At 71.8% G+C, this 16,401-nt stretch carries 17 protein-coding genes; 9 read left to right on the top strand and 8 right to left on the bottom strand.

What is annotated here, in order from left to right; translation table 11 throughout:
* Positions 1-164: 164 nt before the first annotated feature.
* Entirely contained in the window at positions 165-1,025 is an 861-nt protein-coding gene (folP, locus tag RI578_RS13880; protein WP_310875758.1) for a dihydropteroate synthase, read from the bottom strand.
* A 232-nt stretch (positions 1,026-1,257) separates the two neighbouring features.
* Here folP and RI578_RS13875 point away from each other — a divergent pair, with 232 nt between their 5' ends.
* Both RI578_RS13875 and RI578_RS13870 read left to right on the top strand, forming a co-directional pair.
* Positions 1,258-1,617: a DivIVA domain-containing protein gene (locus tag RI578_RS13875; RefSeq protein ID WP_310871375.1), complete on the top strand. Its 360-nt coding sequence runs from the start codon at positions 1,258-1,260 to the stop codon at positions 1,615-1,617.
* Positions 1,614-2,225: a DNA-3-methyladenine glycosylase I gene (locus tag RI578_RS13870; RefSeq protein WP_310871374.1), complete on the top strand. Its 612-nt coding sequence runs from the start codon at positions 1,614-1,616 to the stop codon at positions 2,223-2,225. The genes RI578_RS13875 and RI578_RS13870 overlap by 4 nt, the downstream gene beginning before the upstream one ends.
* Here RI578_RS13870 and RI578_RS13865 read toward each other — a convergent pair.
* Entirely contained in the window at positions 2,210-3,013 is an 804-nt protein-coding gene (locus tag RI578_RS13865; RefSeq protein ID WP_310871373.1) for an enoyl-CoA hydratase-related protein, read from the bottom strand. The two genes, RI578_RS13870 and RI578_RS13865, sit on opposite strands and share 16 nt — an antisense overlap.
* A gap of 356 nt (positions 3,014-3,369) precedes the next feature.
* On the opposite strand from RI578_RS13865, the gene RI578_RS13860 reads away from it, so the two are divergent.
* Positions 3,370-3,537, top strand: coding sequence for a DUF3117 domain-containing protein (locus RI578_RS13860; protein WP_003966491.1), 168 nt, complete (start codon positions 3,370-3,372; stop codon positions 3,535-3,537).
* 118 nt (positions 3,538-3,655) lie between these two features.
* On the opposite strand, the gene RI578_RS13855 is transcribed toward RI578_RS13860, so the two are convergent.
* Complete coding sequence (locus RI578_RS13855; RefSeq protein WP_310875757.1) at positions 3,656-4,354, bottom strand: O-methyltransferase; 699 nt, start codon at positions 4,352-4,354, stop codon at positions 3,656-3,658.
* Positions 4,355-4,641: 287 nt separating this feature from the next.
* Between RI578_RS13855 and sigE the strand changes: the two genes are divergently transcribed.
* The 5 genes from sigE (at position 4,642) to RI578_RS13830 (ending at position 9,883) form a co-directional block, all read left to right on the top strand.
* On the top strand, positions 4,642-5,313 hold the full coding sequence (gene sigE / locus RI578_RS13850; protein ID WP_310871372.1) for an RNA polymerase sigma factor SigE: 672 nt from the start codon (positions 4,642-4,644) through the stop codon (positions 5,311-5,313).
* Positions 5,310-6,296, top strand: coding sequence for a zf-HC2 domain-containing protein (locus RI578_RS13845; RefSeq protein ID WP_310871371.1), 987 nt, complete (start codon positions 5,310-5,312; stop codon positions 6,294-6,296). The genes sigE and RI578_RS13845 overlap by 4 nt, the downstream gene beginning before the upstream one ends.
* 95 nt (positions 6,297-6,391) lie before the next feature.
* Positions 6,392-8,362, top strand: coding sequence for a trypsin-like peptidase domain-containing protein (locus RI578_RS13840; protein ID WP_310871370.1), 1,971 nt, complete (start codon positions 6,392-6,394; stop codon positions 8,360-8,362).
* A 148-nt stretch (positions 8,363-8,510) separates the two neighbouring features.
* Entirely contained in the window at positions 8,511-8,966 is a 456-nt protein-coding gene (locus tag RI578_RS13835) for a sec-independent translocase (RefSeq protein ID WP_310871369.1), read from the top strand.
* 245 nt (positions 8,967-9,211) lie between these two features.
* A complete protein-coding gene (locus tag RI578_RS13830) occupies positions 9,212-9,883 on the top strand; it encodes a hypothetical protein (protein ID WP_310871368.1) in 672 nt (223 codons plus the stop codon).
* Positions 9,884-10,161: 278 nt separating this feature from the next.
* On the opposite strand, the gene RI578_RS13825 is transcribed toward RI578_RS13830, so the two are convergent.
* The 3 genes from RI578_RS13825 to RI578_RS13815 are packed head-to-tail and all read right to left on the bottom strand — an operon-like array spanning position 10,162 to position 13,221.
* Positions 10,162-11,295 (bottom strand): Mrp/NBP35 family ATP-binding protein, encoded by a 1,134-nt coding sequence (locus RI578_RS13825; protein WP_310871367.1) that lies wholly within the window; start codon positions 11,293-11,295, stop codon positions 10,162-10,164.
* Between the two features lie 44 nt (positions 11,296-11,339).
* Positions 11,340-11,939 (bottom strand): DUF1003 domain-containing protein, encoded by a 600-nt coding sequence (locus RI578_RS13820; protein ID WP_310871366.1) that lies wholly within the window; start codon positions 11,937-11,939, stop codon positions 11,340-11,342.
* Positions 11,929-13,221 (bottom strand): magnesium transporter MgtE N-terminal domain-containing protein, encoded by a 1,293-nt coding sequence (locus RI578_RS13815; protein ID WP_310871365.1) that lies wholly within the window; start codon positions 13,219-13,221, stop codon positions 11,929-11,931. The genes RI578_RS13820 and RI578_RS13815 overlap by 11 nt, the downstream gene beginning before the upstream one ends.
* A 284-nt stretch (positions 13,222-13,505) precedes the next feature.
* Here RI578_RS13815 and RI578_RS13810 point away from each other — a divergent pair, with 284 nt between their 5' ends.
* The gene (locus tag RI578_RS13810; protein ID WP_310871364.1) at positions 13,506-14,243 is read left to right on the top strand and encodes a hypothetical protein; all 738 of its coding nucleotides are present in this window, start codon (positions 13,506-13,508) and stop codon (positions 14,241-14,243) included.
* A gap of 37 nt (positions 14,244-14,280) precedes the next feature.
* Here the strand turns inward: RI578_RS13810 and RI578_RS13805 are convergent, their stop codons facing one another.
* Both RI578_RS13805 and RI578_RS13800 read right to left on the bottom strand, forming a co-directional pair.
* Entirely contained in the window at positions 14,281-14,793 is a 513-nt protein-coding gene (locus RI578_RS13805) for a hypothetical protein (protein ID WP_310871363.1), read from the bottom strand.
* Between the two features lie 33 nt (positions 14,794-14,826).
* Positions 14,827-15,942 carry a magnesium and cobalt transport protein CorA gene (locus RI578_RS13800; protein WP_310871362.1) on the bottom strand — a complete coding sequence of 372 codons (1,116 nt, stop codon included), beginning with the start codon at positions 15,940-15,942 and terminating at the stop codon, positions 14,827-14,829.
* Positions 15,943-16,401: the final 459 nt, after the last annotated feature.

Genomic DNA, 16,401 nt, shown 5'->3' with positions numbered 1-16,401 from the left:
TGCCGGCGTCGCGGGGCGTGGCACGCGCATCTGCGGCGTTGTCGTCGGTTGCCAGGGCTCCGCCCTGCCGCCCTCCTCCGCCTTGCAGCTGCACGCACCACGCCCCGCTCGGGTGGGCTGAAAGGCGCAGCCTCTCTCAGCCGACCTGATCCAAACGACAGGCCCTAGGCCAGTCCCCGCCTGGCGACGGCGGGCTCCCGGTGTCCCGCGATGGTCGCGACCATGTCCAGCACCTGACGCGTCTCCGCCACCTCGTGCACCCGGTACACCCGCGCCCCCAGCCACGCCGACACCGCCGTCGTCGCCAGCGTCCCCAGCACCCGCTCCTTCACGGGCCGGTCCAGCGTCTCCCCGACGAAGTCCTTGTTGGACAGGGACACCAGCACCGGCCACCCCGTGTCCACCATCTCCTCGAGCCGCCGCGTCGCCTCCAGGCTGTGCCGCGTGTTCTTCCCGAAGTCGTGGCCGGGATCGATCAGCACCGACTCCCGCGGCACCCCCAGCGCCACCGCCCGCTCGGCCAGCCCCAGCGTCACCTTCAGGATGTCGGCCATGACGTCGTCGTACGTCACCCGGTGCGGCCGGGTCCGCGGCTGGGCGCCGCCGGCGTGTGTGCACACCAGCCCCACCCCGTACCGCGCGGCGACCTCCGCGAGCTTCGGGTCGACGCCGCCCCACGCGTCGTTCAGCACGTCGGCCCCCACCTCGCACACGGCCTCGCCGACCTCGTGCCGCCAGGTGTCCACACTGATCACGACGTCCGGGAACCGCCGCCGCACCTCCGCGACGAACCCCACCGTCCGCCGCGCCTCCTCCTCGGCCGACACCTCGTCCCCGGGCCCGGCCTTCACTCCGCCGATGTCGATGATCGCGGCGCCCTCGGCCACCGCCTGCTCCACACGCGCGAGGGCGGGCTCGTCGCGGAAGGTCGCCCCCTGGTCGTAGAAGGAGTCCGGGGTCCGGTTCACGATCGCCATGATCACCGGCTCGTGCGCCGCGAATTCACGCCTGCCCAGCCTGAGCATCCCCTGTGACATCTCCTCGTCCATACCGTTCTCACGTTCCGCCGATCGACCTCGGGGCGCCCTTCGACCGCCTGCGGCCCCGACTGTCAGACTCGCATGGCACGATCGGACCCGACACAACCGACTCCGGCTCGGAACCCGGTTCCGACTCCGATCCAAGCAGCCACGCGATCCGTCGAATCCTCGAACCCACGCGATCGCCGCGCTCGACCCGACCATGGGGGCCTCAGCGATGGTCATGTTCCTCTTCCTCGTCGTCGCGCTGGCCGTCGTGGTCGCCGCGGTGACGCTCGCCGTGGTGAGCGGCGGCGACAGCGGGCCGTTGCCCGACGCCGCCCCCGAGCGACTGCGGGACTCCCTGCCCCCGGACCGCCCGGTGGGCCGCGCGGACGTGGAACGCCTCCGCTTCCCGCTCGCCGCCCGCGGCTACCGCATGGCGGACGTCGACGACGCCCTCGGCCGTCTCGGCGCCGAGCTGGCCGAACGCGACGCGCGCATCGCCGACCTGGAGTCCGCGCTGGCCGGCGCCCGGGCCGCCGTCGCCCACCAGCACGTCTCCATGGAGAAGCCGGCCCAAGGGGAGCAGCAGTGAGCGCCGGGGAGGCCGTCGCCGGGCCGGACGGCGCGCCGCGCTGTCCCTGGGCCCTGTCCACCGCGGACTACGTGACGTACCACGACGAGGAATGGGGCCGCCCGGTCCACGGCGACGACGCCCTGTACGAGCGCCTCAGCCTGGAGGCCTTCCAGTCCGGCCTGTCCTGGATCACCATCCTGCGCCGCCGCCCCGGCTTCCGCGCCGCCTTCGCCGGCTTCGAGATCGCCGAGGTGGCGGCCTTCACCGACGAGGACCGCGAACGCCTGCTCGCCGACGCGGGCATCATCCGCAACCGAGCCAAGATCGACGCGACCCTCGCCAACGCCCGCGTGCTGGCCGAGTGGGGCCCCGGTGAGCTGGACGAGCTGATCTGGTCGCACGCCCCGGACCCGGACGGGCGCCCGGTGCCGAAGACCCTCGCCGACGTCCCGGCCGTCACACCGGAGTCCACGGCGCTGTCCAAGGCCCTGAAGAAGCGGGGGCTGCGCTTCGTCGGCCCGACGACGGCCTACGCGCTGATGCAGGCGTGCGGACTGGTCGACGACCACCTGGAATCATGCGTGGCGCGGGAGAGCCGACGAGCACCGGATCACTTGCCCAGATAGCGCGGCTTCTCCTTGTTGACGAACGCCCGCACCGCGATCGCGTGGTCCTCCGAGGAACCCGCCCGGGACTGCAGCTCGTCCTCCTTGTCCAGCGTCTCGGAGAGCGAGTGCGTCAGCCCGTACGCGACCGCCTCCTTCAGCGCCGCGTACGCCACCGTCGGCCCCTGTGCCAGTGCCCGCGCCGTCTGCTCGGCCTCGGCGCGCAGGTCGGCGGCGGGTACGACCCGGTTGGCGATGCCCAGCTCGTACGCCTCCCGGGCGCCGATGCTGCGCGGGAAGAGCAGCAGGTCAGCGGCGCGCCCGGGGCCGACGACGCGCGGCAGCGTCCAGGAGACGCCCGAGTCGGCGGTGAGCGCGACCCCGGCGAAGGACGTGTTGAAGGCCGCCGTGTCCGCGACGATCCGGTAGTCCGCCGCGAGCGCGAAGCCGAAGCCCGCCCCGGCCGCCACGCCGTTCACGGCGGCGACCACCGGCTTCCTGGCCTCGGCGAGCGCCCGCACGATCGGGTTGTAGTGCTCGCTGACCGTGCTCATGGTCTGGCCCGAGCCCGCTTCCCGGTCGGAGGCCAGCAGTCCGATGTGCTCCTTGAGGTCCTGGCCCACGCAGAACGCCCGCTCCCCGGCCGCGGTGAGCAGGACCGCCCGTACGGCGTCGTCCCCCGCCGCGGAGCGCACCGCCTCCCTGAGCGCGACCTTGGTCTCGATGTTCAGCGCGTTCATCGCCTCTGGGCGGTTCAGCGTGATCGTCGCGAGCCCGTCGCTCACCTCGTAGAGCACGGTGTCGGCCATGGGTTCCCCTCCGCGTCGTCGTCGTACATGCGTGTCCGGGACACAGCATGACGGAGATCACCGGCAACGGATCGCTCGGGAGATGTGACCTGCGTCAAAGAATTCCGGTCCGTATCCATTCGGCGGAAGTGGTCGGGGGCGCGCAGTATCGCAGTCACATCGCCGAATTGAGTGGTTTTGCTCGCGCGCGTTGCCCAAGCGATGCCGACCGATGTTGGTCATCGGGTCCTGGGATGCGGGATAATGGCTGGGAAGCAATGTGTTCGATGCCGGTGTCGCGCGTCCATGCCGGACTGCGCGTGCCCTCACGGGCCGTCGGCGGTGACGGTGAGCTGGTATCAGGAAGGGGAACGAGCATGGCGGCCATGAAGCCGCGGACGGGCGATGGCCCGCTCGAGGTGACCAAGGAGGGGCGGGGCATCGTCATGCGCGTTCCGCTCGAAGGCGGCGGTCGACTCGTCGTCGAGCTGACCCCCGACGAGGCCGACGCGCTCGGCGACGCCCTCAAGAAGGTCGTCGGCTGACGCGCGAGCGACCATATCCGTTCAGTCGCCCCGGTACCGGACATGGTGCCGGGGTGATTGTTTTTCTTTTTTCACGTGAGATCACGGGTTTTTCCCGCGGGCCCCTCGGGCCGGTCGTTCACCGTTTGACGGCACACAGCAGCCCGTCGCCCACCGGCAGCAGCGACGGCACCAGTTCCTGGCTCTCGCGCACCGCGCGCAGTACTTCCCGCAGTCGCAGCACCTCGGTGGGCTGCGGTCCGGAGTCGATCGTCCGGCCGGCGCCGAAGACGCCCTCGAAGGCGACGAGACCTCCGGGGCGCAGCAGGCGCAACGATTCAGCGAGATAGTCCAGGTACTCCAGGCGGTCGCCGTCGCAGAAGACCAGGTCGTAACCGGCGTCCGCGAGCCGGGGCAGGACGTCCAGGGCGCGGCCCGGAATGAAGCGGGCCCGGTTGCTGGCGAAGCCGGCGGCCCGGAAGGCCTGGCGGGCGAACTGCTGGTGCTCCGGCTCCGGGTCGACCGTGGTCAGTACCCCGTCCGGCCGCATGCCGTGCAGCAGATGGATCCCGGAGACGCCGCAGCCGGTGCCGATCTCCGCGACGGCCTTGGCGTCCACGGCGGCGGCGAGCAACCCCAGCGCGGAGCCCGTGCCAGGAGTCACCGAACGCAGGCCCGCGTCCCGGGCCCGGTCGCGTGCCCAGAGCAGCGCGTCGTCCTCGGCGACATAGGCGTCGGCGAACGCCCAGCTCGTCTGCCGGTTGCCGGTAATGACCCTCTCCTGTCCCCGTCGTTGCCTCGGCGTGACTGTATCCGTTGGCGTCGGGAACCCGCAGATGGGACCGGTCGTTTAAAGGGGAGAGTAAAGAGACGACCGAGCGGCCGGGGCTGCGACGGGGGTGGCGGATGGACCAGGGCGCCCAGCAAGTGCTGACGCAGCCGTACGAGCCGTGCCGGCCCAGATCAAATTCTCGTAAAACCGCTTATCCGGAGCTAACGGGCGAGGTGGCTATGGTAGGGGCTCCACTGGACACCACCAGAGCCGACAGGGGAGGTGCGGCCGCACCCGCGGATCGGGGAGGAGTGCTGCGGCGCTTCCTCGGATCGGCAGGCAGGCCGAAATCCGTGAACGACACCGCTGCTGACCACAGCCACGCGAACGGTCCCACCACGGGACACGCCCAGACCGCGACCTTCTCCAGCGACGCGGACGGGCAGGCGTGGACTCCGCCCACCTGGGAGGAGATCGTCAGCACCCACAGCGGCCGGGTCTACCGCCTCGCCTACCGCCTCACCGGCAACCAGCACGACGCCGAGGACCTCACCCAGGAGGTCTTCGTCCGCGTCTTCAGGTCGCTGTCGACCTACACGCCGGGCACCTTCGAGGGCTGGCTCCACCGCATCACCACCAATCTCTTCCTGGACATGGTCCGGCGCAAGCAGCGCATCCGCTTCGACGCGCTCGGCGACGACGCGGCCGAGCGGCTGCCCAGCAAGGAGCCCAACCCGCAGCAGGTCTTCCACGACGCCCACTTCGACGCGGACGTCCAGCAGGCGCTGGACACCCTCGCGCCCGAGTTCCGCGCCGCCGTGGTCCTGTGCGACATCGAGGGGCTGTCGTACGAGGAGATCGCCGCGACCCTCGGCGTCAAGCTCGGTACGGTCCGCTCCCGGATCCACCGCGGCCGCTCCCAGCTGCGCAAGGCACTCGCGCACCGGTCTCCCAAGGCGCGTGCCGAGCGTCGCTCGTTCGCGGCCCGTGTTCCCGCATTGGGAGGAGGGGGCACGAGCGCGTGAGTGGATCACGGCCGGACTCCGAGGGGCACCTCGCAGAGCAGCATCTGGGAGACCGACTCTCCGCCCTGGTGGACGGGGAGCTCGGTCATGACACGCGTGAGCGTGTACTGGCGCACGTGGCCACCTGCCCGAAGTGCAAGGCGGAGGTGGACGCGCAGCGCCGCCTGAAGAACGTCTTCGCGGAAGCGGCACCGCCGGCCCCGTCCGAGAGCTTCCTGGCCCGTCTCCAGGGGCTTCCCGGGGGCGGTGACACGGACGGCGGCGGCTCGCCGCTGGGCGGCGGAGGATTCGCCGGTGGCCTCGACGGGGTCTTCGGCACGAAGCGCGGCGAGCGGTTCGAGTTCGACTACGTCCCCGCCCGGCCGCACTCCACCGTGCTGTCGCCCTCCTCGCCGGCCAGGGGCTTCCGGATCCACGACGTGAGCCGGCACGAGTCCGAGCGGTCGTCCTCGCGCGGCCTGCGGTTCGCCTGCGCCGCCGCCGGCGCGGTGTCGCTGGCCGCGATCGCGCTGGGCGGTGTCACCGCCGGCATGCCGGACACCACCACGGAGGCCCGCGGCTCCGGCAGCGGCAGCAATGTGACGCCGATGCGCACCCAGGGCGCGGGAGCGGTCACGGGCTCCGAGAACCAGCGCCGCCGCGGCCCGCTGCTCGGGCAGGTCCAGGGGCAGCGGGTGCTCGGCGACACCCCGGTCGCCCCCACCACGATGTCCGCGCCGCTGCTGCCCGGGCTGCCCGCCCCCGCGGGCGCCGATCCGCGGCAGCAGGCCGCGCGTGAGCTGACGACGCCGGTGACGGCCGGTGCCGCCGCCATGTCCCCGCTGATACGTCCGCTCGAAGCCGTTCCGCCACTGGCCCTGTCCTCCTGGTCGACGGTCCCCGAGGTCAGGCCGCCAGGCCTGTTCGCCGCACCCGTCCCCGACCCGGTCCCGTCCCCCTACCCGGCGGCGTCCCCCGCCGCCTCCCACCGTCCGGCTCCCTGACCGGACTCTGCGCGCCGGCCCGCGAACCTGATTGAATCTCGGGTGGCACCAGAGCCCTTGGAGCCGACGATCTGCGGCCAGCTGCGGGGGAGAAAATGAACGAGGGGAAGCCCACGAAGGCGAAGTGGTGGAGTCGTCCCCGCTCGTCCGAGGACGCGACCGACGGCGACTTCGAACTGGAACGCCCTCGCCCGGCCCACACCACCGGCAACGGTGGTGACGTGGCCGGCGGGTCCGGCGGGTCCGGCGGGACCGACGGGGCCGACGGGGGTGACTTCGAACTGGAACGCCCGGCGCCGATCCGCGTGGCCGACGAGGGGGACTACGAACTCGACCGGCCGGTGACCGAGACGGACGTACACACGGACGCCGAGCCGTACGGGGGCGCGGGCGCCGGTGCGGGTCCGCACGCGGGTGCGGGCGTTGATTCCGGCGGTGTCGACGGTGTCGACGGCGACGGCGACGGCGACGGCGGCGACGGCGACGGCCTGACCGTCGCGCCCGTCGGCGAGCGTCCCAAGCCCCTGCACGACCCCGACCCGTACAGCACCCCGCCGTACGGCGAGCCGGGCCCCTGGGCCCCCGCTCCGCCGGTGCAGCACCCGGCGGCCGCGACGCCGGCGCACGGCACGGTGGCGGCGGGGCTTCCCGCGCCCGGCGTGACCGCGGTGCCGCCGCAGGCTCCGCCTCCGGGGGCGATGCCCGACCCGGCCTTGGCGGACGCGCCGCCTCCTGCCCCGCCGGTGACACCGGCGCAGGGCCCGACGGCAGCGGCGGTGCCTCACCCCGCTCACCCCGCGGTGGGGTCGCCGGAGGCGCCGGCGCCCATCGGGCCGGGCGGTGACGGCCCGGGAGGCACCGACCCCTGGGGGCGTTACGACCCCTGGGCAGCCTCGGCCGCCGCCGCGCCCCTTCAGCACAACGGCGCGGGCGCGCCGACGCGGGAGCAGCGGCGTAAGCGGGCCGGAAAGGTGATCGTCGGCGGCGCGCTGCTGATCGCCCTGGTCTCCGGCGGCATCGGCGGCGCCCTGGGCACGTACCTGGAGCGGAACGGCGGCGTGGGGACGGTGGAGCTGCCGCAGGCCGGCAAGGAAGCGGCCGAGCGGGCGCCGGGCAGTGTCGCCGGGATCGCCGCCCGTGCCCTGCCCAGCGTGGTGACCCTGCACGTGAGCGGCAGCGACGCCGCGGGCACCGGCACCGGCTTCGTACTCGACGACCGCGGCCACATCCTGACCAACAACCACGTGGTGGAGCCTGCGGGATCCGGCGGCGGGATAACCGTCACCTTCAACAGCGGCGACACCGCCGAGGCCACGGTCGTCGGCCGCGACAGCGGATACGACCTCGCCGTGGTGAAGGTGAAGGGCGTCAGCGGCCTCAGTCCCCTGCCCCTCGGCAACTCCGACAACGTGCGGGTCGGCGACCCCGTCGTCGCCATCGGCGCCCCCTTCGACCTGGCCGGCACGGTCACCTCCGGCATCATCAGCGCCAAGGAGCGGCCCATCACGGCGGGCGGCGAGGAGGGCGACGGCAGCGATGTCTCGTACGTCGACGCCCTGCAGACCGACGCGCCCATCAACCCCGGCAACTCCGGCGGCCCCCTCCTGGACGCCCGGGGCAGGGCCATCGGCATCAACTCCGCCATCCGGTCCGCCGACGGCGGCGGCGCCGATTCGGACGGCGGCCAGGCCGGCTCCATAGGGCTCGGCTTCGCCATCCCCATCAACCAGGGCAAGCGCGTCGCCGAGGAACTGATCAACACCGGCAAGGCCACCCACCCGGTCATCGGCATCACCCTCGACATGAACTACTCGGGCGACGGCGCCCGCGTCGGCGCCAAGGGCAGCGACGGCGGACCCGCGGTCACCACGGGCGGCCCCGGGGCGAAGGCCGGCATCGAGCCGGGGGACGTGATCACCGCCGTCGACGGCAGGCGCGTGCACTCCGGCGAGGAACTCATCGTCGCGACCCGCGCCCACCGCCCCGGCGACCGCCTGGAACTGACGCTGGAGCGCGACGGCAAGGAGACGAACGTCTCACTGGTGCTCGGCTCCTCCGGGGACTGAGTGGCCGCGCAGGTCCCCACAAGGGGCCAGGAAGGCAAACAATTCGGAAAGCGTCCGCATACACGCACTCGGGGCTCACGGGACGGTACCGGTCGGACGGGGTCGCCGGGTACCGTGGTGGCGGCCCGGACATCCCAAGGAGCTTCAGGTGTTCAATGACATAGGCGCACTAGAGCTGGTGACGCTCGTCGTCCTCGCCGTGCTCGTCTTCGGTCCGGAGAAGCTCCCCAAGGTCATCCAGGACGTGACCCGCACCATCCGGAAGATCCGGGAGTTCTCGGACAGCGCCAAGCAGGACATCCGGCAGGAGCTGGGCCCCGAGTTCAAGGACTTCGAGTTCGAGGACCTCAACCCCAAGACGTTCATCCGCAAGCAGCTGGACAACGACGAGCTGGGGCTGAAGGAGATCCGCAACGGCTTCGACCTGAAGAAGGAGATGGCCGAGGTCACCGACGCGGTCCACGGCCGTGAGTCGGAGTCGTCGTCCGGTTCCTCGTCCGGTTCCTCGGCGTCCGGATCCACCGGCGGTCGCGTCGACATGTCCAAGAAGCCCGAGACTCCCGCCATCGACGACCGCCCGCCCTTCGACGCGGACGCCACCTGAGTCCGTCCAGCGGACCGCGGTACGTCGCGGGAGCCGACTCCCTCGCCGTACGTGACGCGTCTCACACTCCGGACGGGCCACACAGGGCCTGAAGGCGACGCCCGAGCGACCCACGCGCCGGGCGATTTCCCGGTTGCCGCCAGTGGTGTGGCTATGCTGCCCGAGTTGTTGTGCGGACCGGACGAGTGCGCCCGAAGGGGGGCGGGCCGTTCCGGTCCGACGAGAGCGAGGAGGCGTCCGGGCACATGGAGACGACGAGTCAGGCGGTCGCGCAGACGCCGGGCACGGAGGATGGACAAGAGGTCCCCTCCGCCCGGCGGACGATCGACGGCTACCTGCGTGCGCCCTTCCCGTGGTACGGCCTCGACGAGGCCTTCACGGGGCGGCGCTGGCTGATGCAGGTCGGTACGGCGGCCGACGGGGCGGTGGAGCACGGCTCGATCGGGCACGGCGACGAACCCTCGGTGCGCAACGAGCACGTGGCGGGCGACGAGCAGGACGCCAAGGAGAAGTTCGCGGTCGTCGTGACCGTCGCGGCCAACCCCGACCGGCGCAGCGCCGACGGCACGGGGCTGCTGGAGGCCACCTCGGTGTCGTCGGCGGCGTGGCTCGCCGGGGTGGGGCTGCTGTCCTTCACCTGGCCGGGCCAGATGGACCACTCGCTGCGCGACGACTGGCTGGAGCAGCAGACGGAGACCGCGTGGGTCCTCGCCGACGATCTCGGCGGAGAGGACTGGTCGACGCTGTCCCTCCCCGTGGACGGCGTGCCGACGCCGTTCCACTACCGGGAGTCCGAGTTCGGCTGGGTGCTCGCCGGTTCCACCGAGCAGGGCGTCCACCTGGGCGCCTACGGCAGGGGCATGAGCGCGTACGGGCTGGCCTTCTCCGTGGTCAAGGACATCGCCGCGTACGCCTAGGGCCTGTCGTTTGGATCTTGCCGGCGTCGCGGGGCGTGGCACGCGCATCTGCGGCGTTGTCGTCGGTTGCCAGGGCTCCGCCCTGCCGCCCTCCTCCGCCTTGCAGCTGCACGCACCACGCCCCGCTCGGGTGGGCTGAAAGGCGCAGTCTCTCTCAGCCGACCTGATCCAAACGACAGGCCCTAGCCGTCGTACGCGCGGGCGCCCGGGCGTACGAGAAGGGGCGCCGTCCCGGCGGACAGCGCCCCAGTCCCGTACCCACAGTCCCGTACGGAGCGTCAGAACTTGTTCTTCGGCGTGATGCCCAGCGACAGCCCCGACAGGCCGCGCTGGCGCCCGCCCAGCTTCCCGGCGATCGAGCGCAGGGCCGCGCCCGCCGGGGAGTCCGGGTCGGTCAGCACGACGGGCTTGCCGTCGTCGCCGCCCTCGCGCAGGCGGACGTCGATCGGGATGGAGCCGAGGACCGGCACCGACGCGCCCGTGGTGCGGGTCAGGCCGTCGGCGACCGACTGGCCGCCGCCGGTGCCGAAGACGTCGACCATCTCGCCGCAGTGCGGGCAGGGCAGCCCGGACATGTTCTCGACCACGCCGACGATCTTCTGGTGGGTCTGGACGGCGATCGCGCCCGCCCGCTCCGCCACCTCGGCGGCCGCCTGCTGAGGGGTCGTCACGACCAGGATCTCGGCGTTCGGCACGAGCTGCGCGACGGAGATCGCGATGTCGCCGGTGCCGGGCGGCAGGTCGAGCAGCAGGACGTCCAGGTCGCCCCAGTACACGTCCGCCAGGAACTGCTGGAGCGCGCGGTGCAGCATCGGGCCGCGCCAGACGACCGGCGCGTTGCCCGGGGTGAACATGCCGATCGAGATGACCTTCACCCCGTTGGCCGAAGGCGGCATGATCATGTTCTCGACCTGGGTGGGCCGCCCGTCGGCGCCGAGCATGCGCGGCACGGAGTGGCCGTAGATGTCGGCGTCCACGACACCGACCTTCAGGCCGTCCGCCGCCATCGACGCCGCCAGGTTCACCGTCACCGAGGACTTGCCGACGCCGCCCTTGCCGGAGGCGACCGCGTACACCCGGGTCAGGCTGCCCGGCTTGGCGAAGGGCACCTCGCGCTCGGTCTGGCCGCCGCGCAGGGCGTTCGCCAGCTCCTTGCGCTGCTCGTCGCTCATCACGTCCAGCTCGACGTCGACACGCGTGACACCCTCGACCCGCGACACCGCGTCCGTCACGCGCTGCGTGATGGTGTCCCGCATGGGGCAGCCGGAGACCGTCAGGTACACGGCGACCGCGACCGCTCCGTCCGCGCCGATCTCCACCGACTTGACCATCCCCAGCTCGGTGATGGGCCGGTTGATCTCGGGGTCGTTCACCGTCGCCAGTGCTTCACGCACCGCGTCATCCGTAGCCATAGGGTCGATGGTACGGCGCCGCCCACCGGGCACGGAAAGCCCCGTCACCGGTCGTGTACGTCACGCCTCGCGGACCGATCTGCCGGGAATACCCCGCGCTCGGGGTGATGGCCGTCGTGCCGCTCCTCCAGGTCCTTGATCACGTCCTGCAGCTCGGAGCGGATCCAGTCCCGCGTCGCGACCTCGCCCAGGCCGATGCGCAGGGCGGCGATCTCGCGGGTCAGGTACTCGGTGTCGGCGATCGACCGCTCGTTCTGCTTGCGGTCCTGCTCCAGGTTGACCCGGTCCCGGTCGTCCTGCCGGTTCTGCGCGAGGAGGATCAGCGGGGCCGCGTAGGAGGCCTGGAGGGACAGCATCAGCGTCAGGAAGATGAACGGGTACTGGTCGAAGCGCAGGCTGTTCGGCGCGGACACGTTCCACACCACCCACAGGATGATGACGACGGTCATCCAGACGATGAACCGCCCGGTGCCCAGGAACCGCGCGACGCGCTCCGACAGCCGGCCGAAGGACTCCGGGTCCCACTCGGGCAGCAGCCTGCGGCGCGGCGGGCGGGGCTGGTCCAGGCGGGCCCGGGTACGGGAGGCCGCGGTGGCTCCCGACGCGGCACGCTCACGGGGCGGGGTCTCGCGCTCAGGCACCATCGGCGCTCACCTCCCCCGTCGTCTCCTCCAGGTGGTACTCGGTCTCCCGCCAGTCGTCGGGCAGCATGTGGTCCAGTACGTCGTCCACGGTGACCGCGCCCAGCAGCGACCCGGAATCGTCGACGACGGGCGCCGCGACCATGTCGTACGCGGCGAAGAACCCGGCGACCACGGGCAGCGCGGCGTCCGGGTCCAGGGGTTGCAGGTCGTCGTCGATGATCGAGCCGACCAGCGTGTACGGGGGGTCGCGCAGCAGGCGCTGGAAGTGGACCGTGCCCAGGTACTTGCCGGTCGGGGTCTCCTCGGGCGGCCGGCAGACGTAGACCTGGGCCGCGTGCGCCGGGGACAGGTCGGGGTTGCGGATGTGGGCCAGGGCGTCCGCGACGGTCGCGTCGGGCCGCAGCACGATCGGCTCGGTCGTCATCAGACCGCCCGCCGTGTGCTCCTCGTACGCCATCAGGCGCCGCATGTCGGCCGCGTCGTCGGGCTGCATCAGGCTCAGCAGCCGCTCCTTGTCCTCCTCGGGCAGCTCACCGAGCAGGTCGGCCGCGTCGTCGGGGTCCATCGCCTCCAGCACGTCCGCGGCGCGCTCCTCCTTGAGCTTGCCGAGGATCTCGATCTGGTCGTCCTCCGGCAGCTCCTCCAGTACGTCGGCCAGCCGGTCGTCGTCCAGGGCGGCGGCGACCTCCGCGCGGCGCTTGGCGGACAGGTGGTGCAGGACGTTGGCGAGGTCGGCGGGGCGCAGCTGCTCGAAGGTGGCGAGGAGGTTCTCGGCGCCCTGCCCCTGCTCCTCCACGGAGAAGCCGGTGACGCCGGACCACTCGACGGTCAGCGTCTCGCCCTTGTTCCGCCTGAAGGCGCCGCTCTTCCTGCCCTTGCGGACGAAGACCTTGTCGATCTCCCAGTCCCGGCGGGCGGGCAGCTGCTGCACCGACAGGTCCAGCACGGTGACCTCCTCACCCGTCTCGGTGAGGGTGACCCGCCGGTCGAGCAGCTCGCCGAAGACGAGGCGCTCGGTGGGCCGCTGCTCGAAGCGCCGGACGTTGACCACGCCGGTGGTGATGACCTGGCCGGACTCGATGCCGGTGACCCGGGTCATGGGCAGGAAGATGCGGCGGCGGGTGGTGAGTTCGACGACCAGGCCGAGCACCCGCGGTGGTTTGCGGGCGACGCGGAGCATGACGACCAGATCGCGCACGCGTCCCACCTGGTCGCCGGCCGGGTCGAAGACGGCGATGCCGGAGAGATGGGAGACGAAGATCCGGGGGGCGCCCGCTGCCATGGCCGCGGCTCCTTTTCTCAAGCTTCGTAGGCGTGCGTCGGAGTGTGTGAGATCGGAGTGTGTGAGAGCTGATTCGTACGGTGTTCCTTTTCCGAATTGCCCGCTCGGACGGGCTTCAGGCTAGCCCGTCCCGAACGGCTCCGCTCTGGTGGCCGGTCCGGACGGACTGGCTCCGTTCGCCGTCCACGGCCCCGGTACGCTGCGGTACGCCGCCAGGGCCTGTCCGGACCCGGTCGGCTCCTTGCCAGCCCTTGCCCGCCCATGCCAGAAAGGCAGCCCCATCTGTGTCTGCGACTCCCCGGCGCCGAATCCGCAGGGCCGCTCTGTTGGGCGCGGTGTGCGCCCTGGCGGTGACGGGAGCGGGGCTGACGGGATGCAGTAGTGAGGACCCGGACGCGGGCACCAACGGCGTCGGGAAACTCTCCGCCGAAAAGATCCAGGCCAAGGCCCGCACGGCCGCCGAGTCCGCCCAAGCGGTACGCCTGCACGGGACCGTGGCCGCCGGCGGGAACACGTACACCCTGGACATGCGGCTGAAGCCCGACGGGGGGACCGGGTCGGTCGCCGCCGAGGGGACGACGTTCGGGCTGCTGCGCGTCGGCGAGCAGCTCTTCCTCAAGGCCGACGCCGAATTCTGGAGCCACGACGGCGGGGACGCCGCGGCCGCCGAGAAGCTGGCCGACAAGTACGTGAAGGTGCCGCAGAGCGACCCCGTGTACAAGAAGTTCAGCGGCTTCACCGACAAGGACGTCCTCATCGGTGGCCTGCTGACCCTGCACGGCACGGTGGAGACGGACGGCCGCCACGAGCAGGCGGGCGTGCGCACCATCCGGATCACCGGCGACCAGGGCGCCGGCGGTTCGCTGGACGTCTCCCTGGAGGGCACGCCGTACCCGCTGCGCCTGGTGCGGGCGGGCAGCGCGGGCACCCTCAGCCTCTCGGACTGGAACAAGGACTTCGCGCTCGAGGAGCCGGCCGAGGACGACACGCTGGACTACGGCAAGCAGCTGCCGACCTCCTGAGACAGGCCCTGGAACGCCGCCGGCGTCCCGGTACGCGCTAACGCTTCTTCCGGCGCTTCAGCAGCAGGCGCGGCAGCCCCGCCGGGGCCGGCTCGCGCGTCGTCGCCGGGCTCGGCAGCGGTGCCTCGGCCAGCGAACCGTCGGGCAGCGGCGCCGTCGCCCCCGTGGGCTCCAGGCGCAGCACCCGGCACTCACGGGCCCAGCGGTCGGTCATCGCCTCGCCGTCCGGGGCGTTCAGGCGCTTGCCCTTGAGGTCGGCGACCGCCGCCTGCCAGGCCTCGGAGCCGGCCGGCAGCTCCACGACCCGTGCCGTCCAGGAGACCAGCCGGCCGCCCTTGTCCTTGCTGCGCACGGTCACCTCGGCCGAGGCCCCGTCGGCCAGCCCCGGCAGCGGCTGCTCGCCGGGTCCGTCGCCGATGACGCAGGCCGCGCCCTCGTGCCAGACGTGCCACAGGGCACGCGCGGGCACGCCGGGCCCGCCGACCCAGATGAGGCCGGACTTCTTCGTGGCCTCCTCGACGAGGGCCTGGTCGAGCAGCTCGCTTGTCATGCGGTCAGCCTATCCAGCCCTCTGCGGCCCCGGTCAGAGCCAGCCGTTGCGCTTGAGCGTGCGGTGGATGCCCAGACAGAGGCCGACCGTGATCGACAGCACCAGCGGGTAGCCGAACTTCCAGTGCGTCTCCGGCATGTAGTCGAAGTTCATGCCGTACACCCCGCACACCATGGTCGGTACGGCGATGATCGCCGCCCACGAGGTGATCTTGCGCATGTCCTCGTTCTGCGCGACGGACGCCTGGGCGAGGTTGGCCTGGAGGATGGAGTTCAGCAGCTCGTCGAAGCCGATGACCTGCTCCTGCACCCGCGCCACGTGGTCGGCGACGTCCCGGAAGTACTTCTGGATCTCCGGGTCGATCAGCCGCATCGGCCGCTCACTGAGCAGCTGCATGGGGCGCAGCAGCGGCGACACCGCCCGCTTGAACTCCAGCACCTCGCGCTTGAGTTGGTAGATCCGCCCGGCGTCCGTGCCGCGCGGCGTGCCCTTGCGGCCCGGCGAGAACACCTCCGTCTCGACCTCGTCGATGTCGTCCTGCACCGCGTCGGCGACCGCGATGTAGCCGTCGACGACGTGGTCGGCGATGGCGTGCAGCACCGCCGAGGGGCCCTTGAGCAGCAGCTCGGGGTCCTCCTGCAGCCGGTGCCGCAGCGCGCGCAGCGAGCCCTGCCCGCCGTGCCGGACGGTGATGAAGAAGTCCCGCCCGGTGAAGCACATGACCTCGCCGGTCTCGACGACCTCGCTGTTGGCGGTGAGCTCGTCGTGGTCGACGTAGTGGACGGTCTTGAAGACCGTGAACAGGGAGTCGTCGTAGCGCTCCAGCTTGGGCCGCTGATGGGCCTGGACGGCGTCCTCCACGGCCAGCGGGTGCAGTCCGAACTCCCGGGCGATACCGGCGAACTCGTCCTCGGTGGGCTCGTGCAGGCCGATCCACACGAACCCGCCGTCGCGGCGCACCTGGCGCATCGCCCGGTGCGGGCTCAGCGGCGTGTCCGTCTCGACGCGCGCGCCGTCGCGGTAGACGGCGCAGTCGACGACGGCGGACGTGGTCGCCGGGTCGCGGGTGGTGTCGTAGGCGCCGCTGTCCTTGCGCAGAGAGACGCGGGACGGGCGGACCGCGGCGCGCAGGTCACGGATCATCGACATGGCAGGCTCCTTCGCGACGGGCAGCGAACGAGGCCGGTGGCGGGTGGAACCACCCGGAATGAGGACGTCCTGGCTACGTGCGTTCGGCACGTCCACAAAGCGGGGAGCACCGCACCGTCGCGGTGGCCGACTTCGCTGCTGATTCAGCTGCTGGTTCAGCTGCTGATCCGGATCGATGGACCGGATCAGGCAAAACGAGACGAAGTGCTCTTCCCTGTGCGGGCACGCGGGCAGAAAGCGGCGGCGGAGGAAACCGGAGCGGCTGTGTCAGCGGCCGGAAGAGCGGGTGGTACTGCACGGTCGACTTCGGTCCATGCCAGCCCCACCTCCTCCGGCCGGTCCCTCGTGAGGGACGATCCATCCCCTCGTTTGGAGGGGTTCCCCGTAGGGGAGTCTTCATAGCGTCGGGAGCTTGATCGCGACGCGCTGCGTGCTGCCCCGACGGCTGGGCCAGAGTAC

This window comes from Streptomyces sp. BB1-1-1, assembly GCF_031597775.1.
Lineage (GTDB): Bacteria > Actinomycetota > Actinomycetes > Streptomycetales > Streptomycetaceae > Streptomyces > Streptomyces thinghirensis.
This window is presented reverse-complemented; position numbering and strand designations above follow the sequence as displayed.

Bases quoted from the DNA above. Each gene is read 5' to 3' on its own strand.
- RI578_RS13820 (WP_310871366.1), bottom strand. From the start codon at position 11,939: ATGGTGCCTGAGCGCGAGACCCCGCCCCGTGAGCGTGCCGCGTCGGGA.
- RI578_RS13860 (WP_003966491.1), top strand. From the start codon at position 3,370: ATGGCGGCCATGAAGCCGCGGACGGGCGATGGCCCGCTCGAGGTGACC.
- RI578_RS13805 (WP_310871363.1), bottom strand. From the start codon at position 14,793: ATGACAAGCGAGCTGCTCGACCAGGCCCTCGTCGAGGAGGCCACGAAG.
- folP (WP_310875758.1), bottom strand. From the start codon at position 1,025: ATGCTCAGGCTGGGCAGGCGTGAATTCGCGGCGCACGAGCCGGTGATC.
- RI578_RS13815 (WP_310871365.1), bottom strand. From the start codon at position 13,221: ATGGCAGCGGGCGCCCCCCGGATCTTCGTCTCCCATCTCTCCGGCATC.
- RI578_RS13800 (WP_310871362.1), bottom strand. From the start codon at position 15,942: ATGTCGATGATCCGTGACCTGCGCGCCGCGGTCCGCCCGTCCCGCGTC.
- RI578_RS13840 (WP_310871370.1), top strand. From the start codon at position 6,392: ATGAACGAGGGGAAGCCCACGAAGGCGAAGTGGTGGAGTCGTCCCCGC.
- RI578_RS13830 (WP_310871368.1), top strand. From the start codon at position 9,212: ATGGAGACGACGAGTCAGGCGGTCGCGCAGACGCCGGGCACGGAGGAT.
- RI578_RS13865 (WP_310871373.1), bottom strand. From the start codon at position 3,013: ATGGCCGACACCGTGCTCTACGAGGTGAGCGACGGGCTCGCGACGATC.
- RI578_RS13825 (WP_310871367.1), bottom strand. From the start codon at position 11,295: ATGGCTACGGATGACGCGGTGCGTGAAGCACTGGCGACGGTGAACGAC.
- RI578_RS13875 (WP_310871375.1), top strand. From the start codon at position 1,258: ATGGTCATGTTCCTCTTCCTCGTCGTCGCGCTGGCCGTCGTGGTCGCC.